Source organism: Pseudomonas sp. IT-P294 (assembly GCF_949767865.1).
Lineage (GTDB): Bacteria > Pseudomonadota > Gammaproteobacteria > Pseudomonadales > Pseudomonadaceae > Aquipseudomonas.
Genome location: NZ_CATKQW010000011.1, coordinates 988,171 through 1,005,334 on the forward strand (window position 1 = coordinate 988,171; position 17,164 = coordinate 1,005,334).

General features: G+C 55.6%; 11 protein-coding genes. 7 read left to right on the plus strand and 4 right to left on the minus strand.

The features are described 5' to 3' along the window. Positions 1-67 precede the first annotated feature (67 nt). Positions 68-448, plus strand: a complete 381-nt coding sequence (locus tag ACM6I0_RS11800) for a hypothetical protein (protein ID WP_414922321.1) — start codon at positions 68-70, stop codon at positions 446-448. A gap of 1,082 nt (positions 449-1,530) precedes the next feature. Here the strand turns inward: ACM6I0_RS11800 and ACM6I0_RS11805 are convergent. After that, positions 1,531-3,144, minus strand: coding sequence for a mechanosensitive ion channel family protein (locus ACM6I0_RS11805; RefSeq protein WP_414922322.1), 1,614 nt, complete (start codon positions 3,142-3,144; stop codon positions 1,531-1,533). A 519-nt stretch (positions 3,145-3,663) separates the two neighbouring features. Here ACM6I0_RS11805 and ACM6I0_RS11810 point away from each other — a divergent pair. After that, positions 3,664-4,737: an autotransporter domain-containing protein gene (locus ACM6I0_RS11810; protein WP_414922323.1), complete on the plus strand. Its 1,074-nt coding sequence runs from the start codon at positions 3,664-3,666 to the stop codon at positions 4,735-4,737. A 134-nt stretch (positions 4,738-4,871) separates the two neighbouring features. Here the strand turns inward: ACM6I0_RS11810 and glgB are convergent, their stop codons facing one another. From glgB to ACM6I0_RS11825, 3 genes are all read right to left on the minus strand, one after another. Continuing rightward, complete coding sequence (gene glgB, locus ACM6I0_RS11815; protein ID WP_414922324.1) at positions 4,872-7,103, minus strand: 1,4-alpha-glucan branching protein GlgB; 2,232 nt, start codon at positions 7,101-7,103, stop codon at positions 4,872-4,874. A gap of 2 nt (positions 7,104-7,105) precedes the next feature. Continuing rightward, on the minus strand, positions 7,106-10,447 hold the full coding sequence (gene treS, locus ACM6I0_RS11820; RefSeq protein ID WP_414922325.1) for a maltose alpha-D-glucosyltransferase: 3,342 nt from the start codon (positions 10,445-10,447) through the stop codon (positions 7,106-7,108). A 165-nt stretch (positions 10,448-10,612) separates the two neighbouring features. Continuing rightward, positions 10,613-12,607, minus strand: a complete 1,995-nt coding sequence (locus tag ACM6I0_RS11825) for an alpha-1,4-glucan--maltose-1-phosphate maltosyltransferase (protein WP_414922326.1) — start codon at positions 12,605-12,607, stop codon at positions 10,613-10,615. Positions 12,608-12,814: 207 nt separating this feature from the next. Here ACM6I0_RS11825 and ACM6I0_RS11830 point away from each other — a divergent pair, with 207 nt between their 5' ends. The 5 genes from ACM6I0_RS11830 to ACM6I0_RS11850 all read left to right on the plus strand — a co-directional run bounded on the left by ACM6I0_RS11830 (position 12,815) and on the right by ACM6I0_RS11850 (position 16,559). Next, positions 12,815-12,982 carry a hypothetical protein gene (locus ACM6I0_RS11830; RefSeq protein ID WP_285431049.1) on the plus strand — a complete coding sequence of 56 codons (168 nt, stop codon included), beginning with the start codon at positions 12,815-12,817 and terminating at the stop codon, positions 12,980-12,982. 451 nt (positions 12,983-13,433) lie between these two features. Beyond that, positions 13,434-13,655 (plus strand): hypothetical protein, encoded by a 222-nt coding sequence (locus tag ACM6I0_RS11835; RefSeq protein ID WP_285431047.1) that lies wholly within the window; start codon positions 13,434-13,436, stop codon positions 13,653-13,655. Between the two features lie 59 nt (positions 13,656-13,714). Continuing rightward, positions 13,715-14,575: an McbB family protein gene (locus ACM6I0_RS11840; protein ID WP_285431045.1), complete on the plus strand. Its 861-nt coding sequence runs from the start codon at positions 13,715-13,717 to the stop codon at positions 14,573-14,575. Continuing rightward, positions 14,572-15,366, plus strand: a complete 795-nt coding sequence (locus ACM6I0_RS11845; RefSeq protein WP_414922327.1) for a SagB/ThcOx family dehydrogenase — start codon at positions 14,572-14,574, stop codon at positions 15,364-15,366. Before ACM6I0_RS11840 ends, ACM6I0_RS11845 begins: the two co-directional genes overlap by 4 nt. Then, positions 15,363-16,559: a YcaO-like family protein gene (locus ACM6I0_RS11850; RefSeq protein WP_414922328.1), complete on the plus strand. Its 1,197-nt coding sequence runs from the start codon at positions 15,363-15,365 to the stop codon at positions 16,557-16,559. Before ACM6I0_RS11845 ends, ACM6I0_RS11850 begins: the two co-directional genes overlap by 4 nt. Positions 16,560-17,164: the final 605 nt, after the last annotated feature.

A 17,164-nucleotide genomic window follows, 5' to 3' on the forward strand; every position in this document is an offset into this window, starting at 1 on the left:
GGCGTGAAAAAAACGTGATTGAACCCATACTCATCTAGACCTGATTCCCTGCCTTCGGTAAGCCAACATGAACATTCGCCGTTGTGCTTTTCAGCCTCTGGTTGTTTACCTGTTTCTTTGCTGCCTCAGCACATCCTTCGCCACGACCCTTCCCGAGCTGCCCGCCCCTGAACTCACACCGGCCGAAGAAGCCGAAGTGCAAAGCCTGGTATTGCCGGTGCCCGAAGACTGGGTCGGTGACTTCGAAGGCATGCGTCAACGCCGGCTGGTGCGGGTCCTGGTGCCGTACAGCAAAACCTTTTTCGAACTCGATCGCGGTCGCCAGCGTGGCCTCAGCTATGAGTTGGGCAAGGGCCTCGAAGCCTGGCTGAACAAAACCCTGATGACCTTCGCCGCCTATAACGCCGGGCCCGGCAACCTGCGCAAGTTTCGGGCGCTGGCCGAATAATCCGGGCTGGACAAGAACATCTGGTTTGGCAATGTCGAGCAGTCCGCGGCGCAAGTGGTGGGCCGGGAAACGGTGGATTACGTCGGCAACATCTACAAGTACTACGTGGCGTACAAACTTGTAGAGGAAAAATCAGCCTCTGCGGCGGGTAAAGCGCCTCAATGATGGCAGGTGGCTGCTGCGCGATAGGTATTAAGCCCTTTCAACAGCGGCGTATAACCTGGAGAACCGAAAAAACTGATCCGGGCTAAGTATGTCCAATCGTGTGATGCGGTTTACTTCAGATCGTTTTGGAGTTGGGGTTGGGGTTGGGTACATATCCGTTTTTGGGGTGACGGCGGCTATTGGTTCCGCCCTGACGGCGGGTCACTTGGAAAAGCCCCAAGTAACCAAGGGCTCTTGCCCCTGACGTTCGGCCTCTCGAGGGGGCGTGCACCGCCAAAGCAAAACGAGGCGGCCTACGGGCCGACCTGTTTGCTCAACGCTTGCGCGTGGTGATGGTCGTGATCGTTCCCACGCTCCGCGTGGGAATGCCGCCGGGGACGCTCTGCGTTCCGCTGCCGACATCCGGCTTGAGTCTTGCGCAAGGGTGACGCGGAGCGTCACGGGATGCATTCCCACGCGGAGCGTGGGAACGATCAACGGCATCGCGAGCAGGCTCACTCCCACATAAGGCAGACCAGCGCACAGCTTTTGCTTCTCACCACTCATCAGGCCGAGCGTTAGCTCGCCTTCCGCTTTTGATCTTGATCTTGATCTTGATCTGCCCCGTCGGGAGGCCGAACGCAGGTTCTGCGCAGTGGGCAACCCGGCATGGATGCCGGGTTAGCCGCCCCCGGCCATGAATGGCCGATGGCGGCGGGCCCACGGAGCAGGACCGGAGTGAGGGAATGCCGAGCCACAGCGAGGCACCGTACGTCAGGGGCGCAAGCGTTTGGTTACTTGGCGCCGGGCCGCGCAGGCTTTTCAAAGTGACCCGCCGTCAGGGCGGAACCAATAGTCGCCATGCCCGCAGAAACGGATATGTACCCAACCCCAAAACATTATCAAGTGAACCGCATTACGATGCGAGAAAGCGGCTTTTAAGGCTCTTTCGGCGGCTGCGCAGGTGCGGCGTACCACTGATCCCGGGGCACGCATTTCTCCTCCTGAGGATCGGCGAAATAATGCGGCGACATGATTTGCACTCCGTACTCGTTGAACACATCCTGGATGTTGCCGTGCAACACGCTGAGCAGCTCCGCGCGCGGACGCGGCTGGCTGGGAATCGCCTGGGCCACAAGGCGGTACTCGGGATAAAAATCCGACAACGCAGTCTGGAACACCTGGGGTACGGGGTCTCGAAGAATTCCGGCAGTGCGCCTGGCCGCCTCCAGCAACATCGCTTCGACCTGTCGCCACGGCGTGTCATAACCGATGGTGACCGTGGTATCGACCACATAGCCGGCGCCTTGCACTGTTCTGGAATAATTCTTTGTGACGGAATTGGTGATCATCGAATTAGGCAAGGTCAGCACCTCTCCCAGCCCCGTGCGGATACGGGTAGTAAACATCCCAAGCTCCGTCACCGTGCCTTCATACTCGCCGATCCGCACGAACTCACCGGGGCGTAGAGTGCGGGTGTACGTCAGGATCAAACCCGCCGCGGCTTGTCCGACCACACTGGAAGCGCCCAGGGAAATCATCAGGCCGATCAGTACCGACAGGCCTTTAAAGGCGTCAGTGCCCGCCCCCGGCAGATAAGGGTAAGCCATCGCCAAAGCGAACAGCCAGATGGCCAGGGAAGTCAGGCGCGTCGTTGGTTGCAGCGTTTCATGATTCAACCAACTGAACGTGCCCGGCGTCGCCATGCGCCGCAACACTCGCCGACTGAACGCCGTGGCGCCACGTGCAATGAAGAAAATCGCGACGGCGACACCAAGTCCCGGGATCGCACCGATAATGCCTTCGAGCAAATAGCGGGCGACGTCCAGCAAATAGTTGTTGAGGCTTTCACCCCAGGGCCGGGTGTAGGGAAATCGTGACAGGACAAACCCCAGCCATTCATAAGTGAGGAGCAGCACCACCAGCCAGCGCAGCAGCCAAAGCAGTCGAGTGACCAGCGGATAGAGATAATTGGCATCAATAATCTGCACTCGCCCAACCTTCAAGGTTTGGGCATGACGGTGCATCAAGTCGGGCAACTGCTTGAGCAGACTGCGCCGCAGCCAAGCCATGCCCCACAGCAGGAGGCAATAGATGAATGTCGCCAGTGCAGCGGCGCCCAGTGCCTTGAACATCAAGTGCAGGCTTCGCGCCTCCTGGGTTTCGGCAACCACCCGCCTCAGATTTTCAGCGGCGCCTTCCGCGGCCTGGCGGACGGAAGCGTATTCAAGCGTGTCGACATCGTTGGGCGAGACGATAAAAGCGCGCTTGGCACCTAATAACACCAGATAACTGTTCTGGACCGGATCGAGCGTAACGGTTAAATCATCCATGTCTTCGAGCGCTTCAGTGATCACGGTTTTCGCCCGTTTGGCCCGCAACGCCGGCACCTCTCCCAGCAATGTGGCACGCAACACCATAATGCTGCGATTCGCCACTTTGAGCTCAGCCGGTGGTGAGTCATCGGTCTTCGGGGCCTGTGCGGCATTCGAAGCAACGGACCCAAGCACGCCCAGAACAACAACCAGCATTGCCAGCGCTCTGCTGCGCATCTTTGAACTCCTTTTTCCCGGAATCGCTACGTGTCGCAGCGTAGTTGAGCGAAACAAACCTGTCAGATTTCCAAGGCGTTCCACCCTGGATGAACACGCCGACAGTCGCCCTGCCCTCAACAGGGATAGCCGTAATACTGACAGCATTTCCCCAGCGAAATAGAACAGGAAATCAGCTGCTGACAGGCTGGAAAAAGACCGATTGTCGGCTGCCAGAGACCTCTGGCTCGCGGTTTAGAAGATGATTTTTCGTACAAACAAGAACTTAGATAAGCACCAAAAAACAAATAGTTGCACCCACTGATTTAGGCATACCACTCATCGTTCATTTTCTTGACGCAATGCCTTCGGTCTTCTTAGCTTCACGTTACTACCCCCGGAAATACCACCCGGGGCAACCCGAAGACTCCCGCGAAATCGGGCGGTCAGCGGCTTGCCTCAATCCATTCGGTCGCCCCTCATTCGGGGTAGGAGAGACGCCAAAGCGAGATACGGCATGCGATTGCAAGGTAGACCGCCATGAAAACTTCATTCACCCGACAAGAGATCAAAGTTACCTTTTGCACTGTCTCCAGCTCACTGCTGTTGTGCTCATCCATCGAGGTTCAGGCGGGTCCCACCGAGGATGAATCCACACCTTGGTATCGCCAGGATGTTCCAGTCCTGAGTTTGCCTGCCAACGCTCTCTCCGCGCTCTACCCGGGCCACTTCAGCGCCGGTTCCGATACCCGAAGCTCACACCTGACGATCGAAGACGCTGCACCATCGGCGTGGGATCAGGTGTATGGGCAAGCGTCACGGCAAGCGCAAACCGATTTTATGGCACAGAATTCTTCAATCTCCGGCAGCTCCGAACTCAAAGGTCCGGCGATCCTGACCCTTCGAAGCGATAGCGGGCGCACCCAGCAGGTCGGGCTGATCGGCGGCATGACGCTGGTACAAGGCAACAGCAACGGACTGTTGACCAATCGGGCGCTGGCCGACCCTGCCAATGACACCCTCATCCTTCGAGGCCAGAGCTTCGGCGCCTACTGGAGCCTGACGGGTGAACAAGGCTGGCACGTGGACTTGACCGCCAGCGGTGGCCGTGTCAACGGCTATAGCCGCAACGATCAGGGCGCGCGGCAGGCGACTGAAGGCAGCGCGGTGACGTTGTCGGTGGAAGGCGGTTACCCGATCGGTCTGAGCGATAACTGGGTGATCGAACCGCAAGCGCAGTTGATCAACCAGCGCATCACGCTCGATACGCCTTATGCAGGCTCGGGCAATGCGTCGTCTAGCGATGTGACGTCCTGGAGCGGCCGGGTCGGCGCACGCTTGAAAGGTAGCTACGATATCAACGGCCTGCCGGTCGAACCCTATGTGCGGACCAACTTGTGGCACACCGTTTATACCGGCAATACCGTGACCCTCGATCAAGTCGACAAAATTAGCAGCAGTCGCAACTCATCGACCGTTGATGTGGGCTTGGGGTTGGTGGCGCGGGTAACGCCTGCGGTGAGCCTGTACGTCAGCGCCGATTACAGCAGTGTCGTGGACCAAAATGATTTGAACGGGCTGATTGCGAGTCTGGGTGTGCGGATGCGCTGGTGAGGAAGCAGTTTCGAGACATGTATGGTCTGGGTTGACGCCATCGCGGGCAAGCCCGCTCCCACAGTGGGTTTGTGTGGTACACAGAACCGGTGTGGGAGCGGGCTTGCCCGCGATGGGGGCGACGCGGTTTTAGATCAGCCTTCCGGGCGCAGGATCAATACCGCCAGCGGCGGCAGATTCAACACCAGCGAAAGTGGTTGCCCGTGGCTTGGTTCTTCCTCGGTAAACGCTCCGCCGCTGTTACCGTAGTTGGAACCGGCATACATCGCGGCGTCACTGTTGATCACCTCGCTCCAGCGTCCGGCGATCGGCACGCCGATGCGATAAGCCTCACGCGGCACCGGCGTGAAGTTCGCCACCACCAGCGCCGGCCGGCCATCCTTGCTCCAGCGCATGAACGCGTAAACGCTGTTGATGGCATCGTCGCCAATCAGCCACTGGAAGCCTTGCGGCGCATCATCCTGCTCATGCATCGCCGGTTCTTCGCGGTACAAGCGATTGAGGTCGCCAACCAGTTTCTGCACACCCTGGTGTTCCGGGTACTGCAGCAAGTACCAATCCAGTTGCTGATCGTGATTCCACTCGCGCCACTGGCCGAATTCGCAACCCATGAACAACAGTTTCTTGCCCGGGTGCGCCCACATGAAACTCAGATAGGCGCGCAGGTTGGCGAATTTCTGCCAGCGATCGCCAGGCATCTTGTCGATCAGTGAGTGCTTGCCGTGCACCACTTCATCATGGGAAATCGGCAGGATGAAACGCTCGGACCAGGCATACACCAGGCCGAAACTCAGCTCGTTGTGATGATGGGCGCGGTACACCGGGTCTTGCTGGATGTAATGCAGCGAATCGTGCATCCAGCCCATGTTCCATTTGTAATCGAAACCCAGGCCGCCCTGTTGCGTGCTCTGGCTCACGCCCGGCCACGCGGTGGATTCTTCGGCGATCACCATTGCACCGGGGGCTTCGAGGTTGACCACGTCGTTGAGGTGACGCAGGAAGTCGATGGCTTCCAGATTCTCGCGGCCGCCATGACGGTTGGGCACCCACTCGCCGGCCTTGCGCGAATAGTCGCGATAGAGCATCGAGGCCACGGCATCGACCCGCAGGCCATCGATGTGGAAATGCTTGAGCCAGTGCAACGCCGACGCCAGCATGTAGCCGTGCACTTCGGTGCGGCCAAGGTTGTAGATCAGCGTGTCCCAATCCTGATGGAAACCTTCCATCGGGTTGCCGTACTCATACAACGCGGTGCCATCGAATTGCGCCAGGCCGTGGGTATCGGTAGGGAAATGCGCCGGCACCCAATCGAGGATTACGCCAATGTCGGCCTGGTGGCAGGCGTTGACGAAGGCCGCAAAGTCATTGGGCGAACCATAACGCGCGCTCGGGGCGAATTGCGACAGCAGCTGATATCCCCACGAACCGCCGAACGGGTGTTCCATGATCGGCATCAGTTCGATGTGGGTGAACCCAAGCTCTTTCACGTACGGAATCAACCGCTCGCCGAGTTCGTGCCAGGTGTACTGGCGTGCCACTTCGCCCAGATCATCCAGTTCGCACTGCCAGGATCCAGCGTGCAATTCGTAGATCGACAGCGGTGCACTCGGACGTGAGCGCTCAACGCGTGACTCCATCCACGCCTGATCCTGCCAGTCGATGGTCAGCGGCGGTGCGACTTTCGATGCCGTGTCCGGCGGCAGCGAGGTGGCCAGAGCCATCGGGTCAGCCTTCAGCGGCAAGATGCCGTGGGCGCCCAGAATTTCGTACTTGTAGGCCTCGCCTGCCTGCATGCGCGGAATGAACAACTCCCAGACCCCGGTCGGATGACGCAGGCGCATCGGATGCCGGCGACCGTCCCAATTGTTGAAGTCGCCCACCACCGACACGCGCTTGGCGTTCGGTGCCCACACGGCGAAACGCACGCCATCGACACCGTCGACGTTTTTCAGCTGCGCGCCGAGGCAAGCGCTCAGGTCCCGGTGGTTGCCTTCGGCGAACAGGTACAAGTCCATTTCGCCAAGCAACGGGCCGAAGCTGTAGGGATCCTCGGAGACCTGCTCGCCACCCGCCCAACGGGTTCGCAGCACGTACGGCTGAGCCCGGTCGAAATGCCCGACAAACAGGCCCGGCGTCTGCGTGGCCTCAAGGATACCGAGCTCTTCCCCGGTGTCCTTCGCCAGCACGTGCACGCTGAGCGCGTCCGGCAGATAAGCACGAATGAATTGCCCACCGGCGCCATCGCCGTGGGGGCCAAGAATTGCAAAGGGGTCGTGATGTTCAGCGCGCACCAGCGCGTCGATATCCCGCGACCTGGGCAGCAGCGCCTCTTTAGCGTGACCCTGTTCCTTGTTCGAGAAACCCATAACTACTCTCCACCAAGATCGGAAAAGGGTTTAAGCCCACTCAATAATCCAAACAAACCATGCAACGGCACCGGCAACCATGTGGGGCGATTTTCAGCCTCATACGCCACCTCATAGGCCGCCTTCTCCAGACCGAACAACGCCAGCGAAGCGTCCTCGCCTTCCGGATCTTGCCATGCATGAGCAAGACTAGCTGCCGCCAGCCGATAAGCGTCGACAAATGCCAGTTTTGCATCATTCAAATAACGGTCGGCTACCCGTTGTCGTGCCGCGCGGGCTTGGGCAGTGTTGTCGACGTTTTGCACATTGATCGCCATTGCCGCGGCGTAATCGAAGGAGCGCAACACGCCACTCACATCTTTATAGGGGCTGTGCTTGCCGCGGCGTTCGCTCAACGGCCGCGCCGGCTCACCCTCGAAGTCGATCAAGTAAGCGTCGCCCTTGATCACCAGCACTTGCCCCAGGTGCAAATCACCGTGGACACGAATGCGCAGACCACCCACTGCCTTTTTGCCCAATTCCTGAACATGGCTGAGGATGGCTTTTTTGTTGTCCAGTAAACGACTGACCAAGGTTTTGTCCGCAGGGTTCAGTTCGTTTTGATGCTCTTTGAGCAGTTTCAACGCGTGGTCTACCTGCGCCGCAACGTCCTTGGCCGAGGCCAAGGCCTCTTTTTGCGTGGTGACCTGCGGGGCGAAATCGCGGTTATCGGTAGGCGCAGCCAGCACCTGATGCATCTCGCCGAGTCGTTGGCCGAGCATGCCGGCGAAGTCCTTGAGCTCGCCCAGCGCGTTGTAATGCTGCTCCTGTTCCGACATAGCGTCGGCCAGTTCATCGCGCAGCGCCCGCTCGAGGTTGTTCTGGGTCCATTCCCACGCGTCGCCCTGATTACTCAGATAGCCTTGGGCAATCATCAACAGATTGTCTTCACCGTTTGCATCGCGGCGAATCACCGAGCCCAGCAGCGGCGAGATGTTGGCGAAACCGGCCTGGGTCAGATAGGCGCTCATCTCCAATTCCGGGTGCACGCCCGTGGCGATTTTACGGATCAGCTTGAGCACCATGCTCTTGCCCACCACCACCGAACTGTTGGATTGCTCGGCAGACAGGTAACGCACTTCCGACTCGGCCGTCAGGCCCAGCTTGTTCAGCTCGGCGGTCGGTTCGAAGCGGATCTCGCCGCCATCCGACGGCAATACGGTGCGCTCCTGCATGCCCAGCACCACCGCGCGGATAAAACTTTCCAGGCTGAACGCATCGGTGATCAGGCCCACTTGCGGCCCTCGTCGCACCCGCGACAGCGCCAGTTGCTGCGGCAGTGCCGGTCCGACCTGATCATCGGCAATAAAGCCGAACGGCAATTGGTAGCGGCTGGTCTGGCCACCACTGGTGACCTCGATCTCGCTCAGCAACACCGGACGCTGTGCGTCACCGAAGCGAACGCCGTAGGCCAGGTTGACCTTCTCGATGGCCGCGTCCTTGCCGGCGAACCAGCGACGGTGCTGCAACCAGTTCGGCAAGATGCTCTGCTCCAGCGTGCCGCGTGACGGCGCTTCGAGCAGTTCTTCCATGCGTTTCTTCAACACCAGGGTGGTGAAGTCCGGCAGGCTTTGTGCCGGTTCAACGTGCCAGCTTGGCATTTGATTCTCCGCTGCGAGTCCGAACCAATAGAAACCGTAAGGCGCCAGGGTCAGCAGGAAATTCAGCTGACCAATCGGCGGGAAAGCATTACCGCCAAGCATCTCCACCGGCACCATGCCGACGTAGGCCGACAGGTCCAGTTCCGCCGCTTGCGCGCTGCGTGACACGTTGGCCACGCAGAGGATGATTTCGTGCTTGCCGTCCGGCCCGGTGAATTCCCGGGTGTAGGCCAGAATCCGCCGGTTGGTCGGCGAAAGCATTTTCAAGGTGCCGCGACCGAACGCCTTGGATTGCTTGCGCACCGCGAGCATTCGCCGCGTCCAGTTCAGCAGTGAATGCGGATCACCGGCCTGGGTTTCGACGTTGACCGACAGGTAGCCGTATTGCGGATCCATGATCGGCGGCAACACCAGGCTCGCCGGGTCGGCGCGGGAGAAGCCGCCGTTACGGTCGATCGACCACTGCATCGGCGTACGCACGCCGTCGCGGTCACCGAGGTAGATGTTGTCGCCCATGCCGATTTCATCGCCGTAATACATCGTCGGCGTGCCAGGCATCGACAGCAGCAGGCTGTTGAGCAATTCCACACGGCGACGATCACGCTCCATCAACGGTGCGAGGCGACGGCGAATGCCCAGGTTAATCCGCGCCCGACGGTCGGCCGCGTAGTAATTCCACAGGTAATCGCGCTCCTTGTCGGTGACCATTTCCAGGGTCAGCTCATCGTGGTTGCGCAGAAAAATCGCCCACTGACAGTTGGCCGGAATCTCAGGCGTCTGGCGCAGGATGTCGGTGATAGGGAAACGATCTTCCTGAGCCAGCGCCATGTACATGCGCGGCATCAATGGAAAGTGAAAGGCCATGTGGCATTCATCGCCGCTCAGGCCCTTTTTATCAGTGGTACCGAAATACAACTGAGTGTCTTCCGGCCACTGATTGGCCTCGGCCAGCAGCATGCGGTCGGGGTAATTGGCGTCGATTTCGGCACGGATCTGCTTCAGGACATCGTGGGTCTCTGGCAGGTTTTCGTTGTTGGTGCCGTCGCGCTCGATCAGGTACGGAATGGCGTCCAGCCGCAACCCGTCGATGCCCATGTCGAGCCAGTAGCGCATCACCGACAACACGGCTTTCATGACTTGCGGGTTGTCGAAATTCAGGTCCGGCTGGTGGGAGTAGAAGCGGTGCCAGAAATACTGGCCGGCGACCGGGTCCCAGGTCCAGTTGGACTTCTCGGTGTCGAGAAAGATGATGCGGGTGCCGTCGTATTTTTGATCGTCATCGGACCAGACATAGAAGTCCCGCGCCGCCGAACCGGGTTTGGCTTTACGGGCGCGCTGGAACCAGGCGTGCTGGTCGGAGGTGTGGTTGATGACCAGTTCGGTGATCACCCGCAGCCCGCGTTTGTGGGCCTCGGAGATGAACCGCTTGGCGTCCGCCAGGGTGCCGTAGTCAGGATGCACGCCACGGTATTCGGCAATGTCGTAACCATCGTCGCGCCGCGGCGATGGGTAGAACGGCAACAGCCAGATGGTGTTGACGCCCAGGTCGGCAATGTAATCGAGTTTGGCGATAAGGCCGGGAAAGTCGCCGATCCCGTCATTGTTGGAGTCGAAAAAAGACTTAACGTGAACCTGGTAAATCACCGCATCCTTGTACCAGAGCGGGTCTTTGATAAAGGTGGCAGCCTTGGGTTTCTTCGCCATTTGTAACTCCTGTTGAATTCGAAAAAACGCTGAGCCGATCACCAACCTCAAACGCGATGATTACCTGTGGGAGCGAACTTGCTCGCGATGGCGGCATTGCCTTCAACACTTCTGTTGTCTGACGCACCGCTATCGCGAACAAGCTCGCTCCCACAGGTCCTGCGTCTAAACGGTGATGCGCCAGATGCCAAACGGCTGATAAGCGGGGTCGATCCGCATGGACTGGTACTTGCCGTGCCAGGTCCAACGGTGGCCGCTCATCAAGTCTTCGCCCTGGGTGATGGCGTCGTCGGGCAAGCCCATTTCCCACAGCGGCAATTCGAAGTTCGCCTCCTGCACGTTATGCGGATCGAGGCTGACGGCCACCAGAATGAAGTTGCTGCCGTCCGCACTGCGCTTGCCGAAATACAGGATGTTGTCATTCCACGCGTTGTAGACCTTCAAGCCCAGGTGCGTATGCAGCGCCGGGTTTTGCCGGCGGATGCGGTTGAGCTGGGCGATCTCGGCAATGATGTTGCCGGGGGCATTGAAGTCCCGAGGGCGAATCTCGTACTTCTCGGAATTGAGGTATTCCTCCTTGCCCGGCACCGGCGCGGCCTCACAAAGCTCAAAGCCCGAATACATGCCCCATAAGCCAGAGCCCATGGTGGCCAGCGCAGCACGAATGAGAAAACCGGCACGGCCGGACTCATGCAGAAACGCCGGGTTGATGTCCGGGGTATTGACGAAGAAGTTCGGCCGGTAGCATTCGCGCCATGGCGACTCATTGAGCTCGGTGAAGTAAGTCGCCAGCTCCGTTTTGGTGTTGCGCCAGGTGAAGTAGGTATAGCTCTGGGAATAACCGACCTTGCCCAACCGCGCCATCATCGCCGGGGTAGTAAAGGCTTCGGCGAGGAAAATCACCTCGGGGTACAACGCCCGCACATCGGCGATCAACCATTGCCAGAACGGCAGCGGTTTGGTGTGTGGGTTGTCCACGCGAAAGATCTTCACGCCTTCTTCGACCCAACCGACAACGATGTCGCGCAATTCCACCCACAAACTGGGGATCGCGTCGTTGGCGTAGAAGTCGACGTTGACGATGTCCTGGTATTTCTTCGGTGGGTTCTCGGCGTATTTGATCGTGCCGTCCGGGCGCCAGTTGAACCAACCCGGATGCTGCTTGAGCCATGGATGGTCCTGGGAACACTGGATGGCGAAGTCCAGGGCGATCTCCAGCCCATGGCCAGCCGCCGCCGCGACCAATCGGCGGAAGTCCTCACGAGTACCGAGTTCGGAATGAATCGCCTCGTGCCCGCCCTCCTCGCTGCCAATCGCATACGGGCTGCCCGGATCGTCAGGGCCGGCCGTCAGGGAGTTGTTCGGGCCTTTACGGAAGCTGCGGCCAATCGGGTGGATCGGCGGGAAATACAGCACGTCGAAACCCATGTCCTGGATCATCGCCAGGCGCGAGTGAACGTCATTGAAGGTGCCGTGGCGCGCAGGGTCGTCCGTGATCGAGCGCGGAAACAGCTCATACCAACTGGCAAACTGGGCCAGCTCGCGCTCGACATCAACCGGGTACTCGGGGCTGAGGCTCAAATAAGCGCGATGATCGGCCTGCGACATCAGGTCAGCACTATGTTGGTGCAGAAACAGCGCGACCTGTTCGGCTTCGAGCAGACCGGACAATTCATGGTGCAACCCCGCGAGTTCTTCGCTCAACGGCCCTTCGGAACGCTCGGCCGCTTGCTGAACCTGATGCCGCCCTTCCTGCAACTCCAGGCTGACGGGCACACCGGCCACATGCTTTTTCTCGATCTCATAACAGAAGCTGGCGTACTGATCGATCCAGGCTTCTATACAAAACGCATAGCGACCCTGGCGCTCGACACGGAACTGGCCTTGCCAGCCGTTATTGCCCAGCTCAGTCATGGTCTCGCTATGCCAGATATCGTCACCATCGGCCTGCCAGCGCACCCTGACGGCCAGTTTGTCGTGACCGTCGGCGAATACTTTGCTGGTCACCACGACGTCTTGCCCCACCACCGCTTTGACGGCGAATTGGCCACCGTCGAGGGTCGGCATGACGTTTTCAATGGCGATGCGCGGCAGCAGCAACGCCTGCGATAGCGGCATGTGCGGGTTGTAGTTCAACTCAGTCGGTTTTTCAGCAGTCATCGAGCATCTCTCCTTTACGCCCCATGGACGCTCATGTGTCTGGTTTTCATTCACACGCAATCGTCTGCTCCGGAATGAACTCACTTAGGTTCCGAGCGACAGCGCCGGGGAAAAGTTCACGCCCATTTACCGGGAATCAATTCCGTGACCTGTGGGTCAACAAACTTAAGCACGACTTACGCCATGTACCACACTGAGGTTTCAATCATGAGTATCCCTATCCCCGCCGAGACACCGGACCCGAACATCGACCAGCCGACCATCCCGCCGACGGACCCGACACCGGTGCCCGAACAAGAGCCGCCGGGAACCACCCCGCCGCCTCGGGAAGAGCCTCCGGAGACCATGCCGCCTGTCATTGTCAGCCCGCAGTGAAGATCATTCCCACGCTCTGCGTGGGAATATCCAATAAATATGTACGCAAAAAATGTGAATCGGTCTATCCAGTGACTACGAACGCTTCGGGCACCTTACCGTCTGTCGGAATGTCTTTATCATTACAAAGTAACTATTAAAACCAAGCCCACACACATTTACGAAATGTACTACACCTTTCCTCAGAAATTTCTCGGCTTCGCACACTGTTATATACCGCGCACTACTCCCCGCAAGGCCGGCCAGCATTCACCACGCCGCTCAAGCCCCCCGTTTACATGGACCTACTGCAAAATAGACTTAGATAACTTCTGACGTCCGAATCATTACTTCCTGTTGTGGGAATACTCCGACACTAAAAAAATAACAAACTTGCAACTCCACCCACAAAAAACTACAACTTGGATGTCACTTGCGAAAAAGTGACTTCTTTCCGATATGGAGTTAAAAAATGAAAGACGCAAACATGATTGAAGTGCTTTTTAGTTTTAACGATAAATTCAATGCGCCTTCAGGACCCAACATAGCAGGCGGCTCGGGTGGTGCCGGTGGATGTGGTGGAAGTGGCGGTTGCGGCGGGGGCGGTGGTTGCAGTGGCGGCAGTGGTGGTTCAGGTGGTTCTGGCGGTAATGCAGTAACACGTCATTTCGATGAGGCAGTCGCCAAGCAATAATTCTGACGCACATGATAAGAGGCTTTTCGCACAGGCGAAAAGCCTCTATGGGAAGCGCAATGAAACTGAAAATACAGAATTACAACATACTTAACTTCGAAAATCAGAACATCCTTATTTCTGAAACGGGAGTAACAAAGGTCAACTCACCCTCTTTGCTTAAGATAATCACAACGCTTAAAGGTAGAGCATCGATCTCAGATCATGAACTGTATGATCTATTCCACCAACACAATCTCGATAAAGGGGACGCCTATTTATCGCTGGAGGCAATGCTCGGCCTTCATCATGAACCACAAGATATTTATTTTGATAAAACAACGATAATTCATGACTGGAAAGACCACGATCAATTAACGTCACTGATAAAGACCGAGCTTACGAATATCACTGTCACTGCCTCTGTTCCAGAACTTGATCAGGAATGCAGAAAAGAGACAAAGCAGATCACAATCCTCTTGTGCGAAAACTACAACTACGAAAAAATAAAAAAAACGTATTTCAAGCATGCAGAAGACCACCCTGACGACGCCATAATAGTTGGATATACCGCAGGGGATCAGTTCATCATTAGCCAACCTTATCTTCCGGCACTGGGAAGCCCGTGTCATTTTTGCACGGTAGATCGGCTTATCGAAAACGAAAAATACAGACCCAGCAACAACACCTGGTCTAATTTTTTAAATTTTTGTCATGCCAAAAGAACATCCATACCCGCACCCTCTCTCTCGATCTTTCAAAAAACGCTGATCATTGGAGCTCTGATACAAAAAATAAAATTACTAACAGGCCAAGGCGAAAGCGTTAGATACCAGGACAATATTCTTCAACAAACAAGTGTATCGCTGGTTAACGGACAACTATCAGAATCTACAACTTCACACTGGTGCCTATGCAGTTGCCTAAGGAATATCAAGTGAGGAAAATACCGCACGACTATTATCTCCGATTCCTGGATCCGATTGCATACAGCGAAACCATAGACTTTCACACAAAAGGAAACTTCTTCATACACGAAGCTTTTAAAAACCGCACAGCGCTGCACTTCATCAACAATAAAGACTTATCAGATCTAACGGGTAACGAGTTGAGATTGCACCCTGACATGGATTTATGCCTTCCAATAAAAAGTGAGAAATCGCAGACCTCGGATTTAAACCGAAACGAATCATGCGAGAGTTTCCTGGACGACCCTATACCTTTCGACATTGTCGAGAAAATGATAAACCCATTAACCTCTACAACAAAAGACAGTCACAAGCGTGGTTATCCAAGTGGAGGCGCCCTTTACCCCGTGGAAGTATTTGTATGCTCACTAATAGATGAACATCCGACGTGGCCGTGTAGCGAGCGGATCCTGCATTTGTTACCGCAGTCAAGAAAATTCGAAAGGGTAACGAGCTCGCACTCGATTCAAGACCTGAAAAAGTCCATATTTTCTGCGCCCCATACAATCGGCATGCCGAGCATTGCAATTATCTACGTTGCATACCTGCCAAAAACATTCTTTAAATATAGATACAGAGGATATCGAATGGCGCTAATGGAAGCAGGATCCATTTACACCATAATCGAACTTCAATGTAAAAAATTAGGCCTAGGGAGTCGTCAATGGTCAGCGTATACCGATACCCTGATCTGTAAGTCGATCGGTTTAAACCCAGCGCTATTTTTGCCTGTCAGCGTGCACCTTATAGGTAAATCCGCATGAATTTTTATAACACCAAAAACACCTCTGCATTGCCTTCCAAATGTGTTCTCCAGCCAGCTGGGGTCTCACATTTTCCTCCTTCAGTAGAAATAACCGACCAGTGGAATAATGGCGGTTCAGGCATCAGTAACGCTAACGCGTCGCACGCAGCATTGGGTGAGTACTTCGAGCGCCGACACTTCTATATGGAGGTTTTTCCTGAGCGCTCAGGTGTACTGGAGACCGCTCTATCTCCAACCGAAGTAGAAAAATTTGTACGCGCTTTTAGACAAACCGCTGACCGGGCAATAATTGACAAGGATATTCGACAGCACACATTCAGCCTGAGTAAAGCGTACCGATGCGAAGATTTTTCTGCCTGTTACATTCCAAGTGCCTGCCTATCCCTCAGCGCACACACAATAGCAAGCGATAGTTGGGTATACCCTTTACGCGACACGTGTGGATGTTGCTTTCATTCAGACCCGATTCTTGCAATGCTCGGCTCGCTAAAAGAACAACTTGAAAGACAGTTCCTCGCCAAATTCTGGCTGACCAAAACATGTTCAAAAATCGTAAAACATGAGGATGCAACTGAGCTACTGACGAAATCAGATGTTTATAAGCTCTATCAGTCACTCAACGTGTCGGGAGACGTCACTATACTTGACATCTCTGACTCAGACTTTCCTGGAACGTGTTTGCTTACGATCTACGGAAACAAAGATCCAACAAGGCATGTCAGATATTGCGCGGGGATGGCCTATGCAGCAACTGCAAAAGAAGCGCTGAGCAAGTCGATTCTGGAGCTATGGCAAACTTATCGCTATATCGATCTGCACGGTGCTCTCCAGCGTAAAATTACGGACATAGAAGACCCCTACTTGCGGTATTTTTTAAGTTGCAATTCATATATCACTTACCAAAACATCACAACGGTATACAGCCAAAACCACAAACAGCGCGACAACCTATCAAAATTTAGCGTAAACGGCTTACTGTCTTCACTCAAGAGCTTAGGCATTACGGGCTTTTTCTATATAAAACCAATAACAATAGAAACCGACTGCTATTACGCCGCCAAGTACATCTCTCCCGATTTATTCCTTCACATGAACAATGCTCAAAACATAAACACAGACAATCTTTACTCCCAATATTTTTCACACGAAATCCATAACGATCGACTCACCATGATGGTTCCTTTTCCCTGAGAATAAAAATGATACCTACCCATATTTTCGGACGTGCCACTCAACTAGCCTTCATTTTTATTAAGGAGCAACTCAAGGAGCCAACCGCTTTCTTTTGGACATTACTTTCTCCAGCCGCCATCTTCTATCTATTGAACTACACAAGAAATCGCACCTTTCTATTCGAATCAAACTATATAGAAACCACCTCCTGGTTCTATGCGTACATCGCATCGAACGTAGCGCTTTTCGGACTGGCATTTTATATAATTGGTCGCAGAGAAAGCGGATATATCCGCTCATTCATCTACACCCTCGAATCCAGAGTTGTTTTTCTGATAGCCAAGTTAATGGCCTACTCCTGTATTTCGATTTTTTATTGCGTAGCGTTCTACTGCCTTACACGAGTGGCGTTTGGCACACCGGACTTCGAAGAGTTGTACCTGATCGTTTTTCGATTTTATTCCTGCTTCCTCTGTTTCAGCATACCCGCGCTGTTGTTAACGCTGCTCCCTTGCAACTTCCAAGGTGCCAACACACTGTTTTCGATCTTATCATTTTCCATGTTAATTCTCGGCATCTATGGTGCCGACATGCCGCAAGACGCACCAAGTTTAATTCATCTT

Bases quoted from the DNA above. Each gene is read 5' to 3' on its own strand.
- glgB (WP_414922324.1), bottom strand. From the start codon at position 7,103: ATGGGTTTCTCGAACAAGGAACAGGGTCACGCTAAAGAGGCGCTGCTG.
- ACM6I0_RS11830 (WP_285431049.1), top strand. From the start codon at position 12,815: ATGAGTATCCCTATCCCCGCCGAGACACCGGACCCGAACATCGACCAG.
- ACM6I0_RS11835 (WP_285431047.1), top strand. From the start codon at position 13,434: ATGAAAGACGCAAACATGATTGAAGTGCTTTTTAGTTTTAACGATAAA.
- ACM6I0_RS11805 (WP_414922322.1), bottom strand. From the start codon at position 3,144: ATGCGCAGCAGAGCGCTGGCAATGCTGGTTGTTGTTCTGGGCGTGCTT.
- ACM6I0_RS11810 (WP_414922323.1), top strand. From the start codon at position 3,664: ATGAAAACTTCATTCACCCGACAAGAGATCAAAGTTACCTTTTGCACT.
- ACM6I0_RS11800 (WP_414922321.1), top strand. From the start codon at position 68: ATGAACATTCGCCGTTGTGCTTTTCAGCCTCTGGTTGTTTACCTGTTT.
- ACM6I0_RS11840 (WP_285431045.1), top strand. From the start codon at position 13,715: ATGAAACTGAAAATACAGAATTACAACATACTTAACTTCGAAAATCAG.
- treS (WP_414922325.1), bottom strand. From the start codon at position 10,447: ATGGCGAAGAAACCCAAGGCTGCCACCTTTATCAAAGACCCGCTCTGG.
- ACM6I0_RS11825 (WP_414922326.1), bottom strand. From the start codon at position 12,607: ATGACTGCTGAAAAACCGACTGAGTTGAACTACAACCCGCACATGCCG.
- ACM6I0_RS11850 (WP_414922328.1), top strand. From the start codon at position 15,363: ATGAATTTTTATAACACCAAAAACACCTCTGCATTGCCTTCCAAATGT.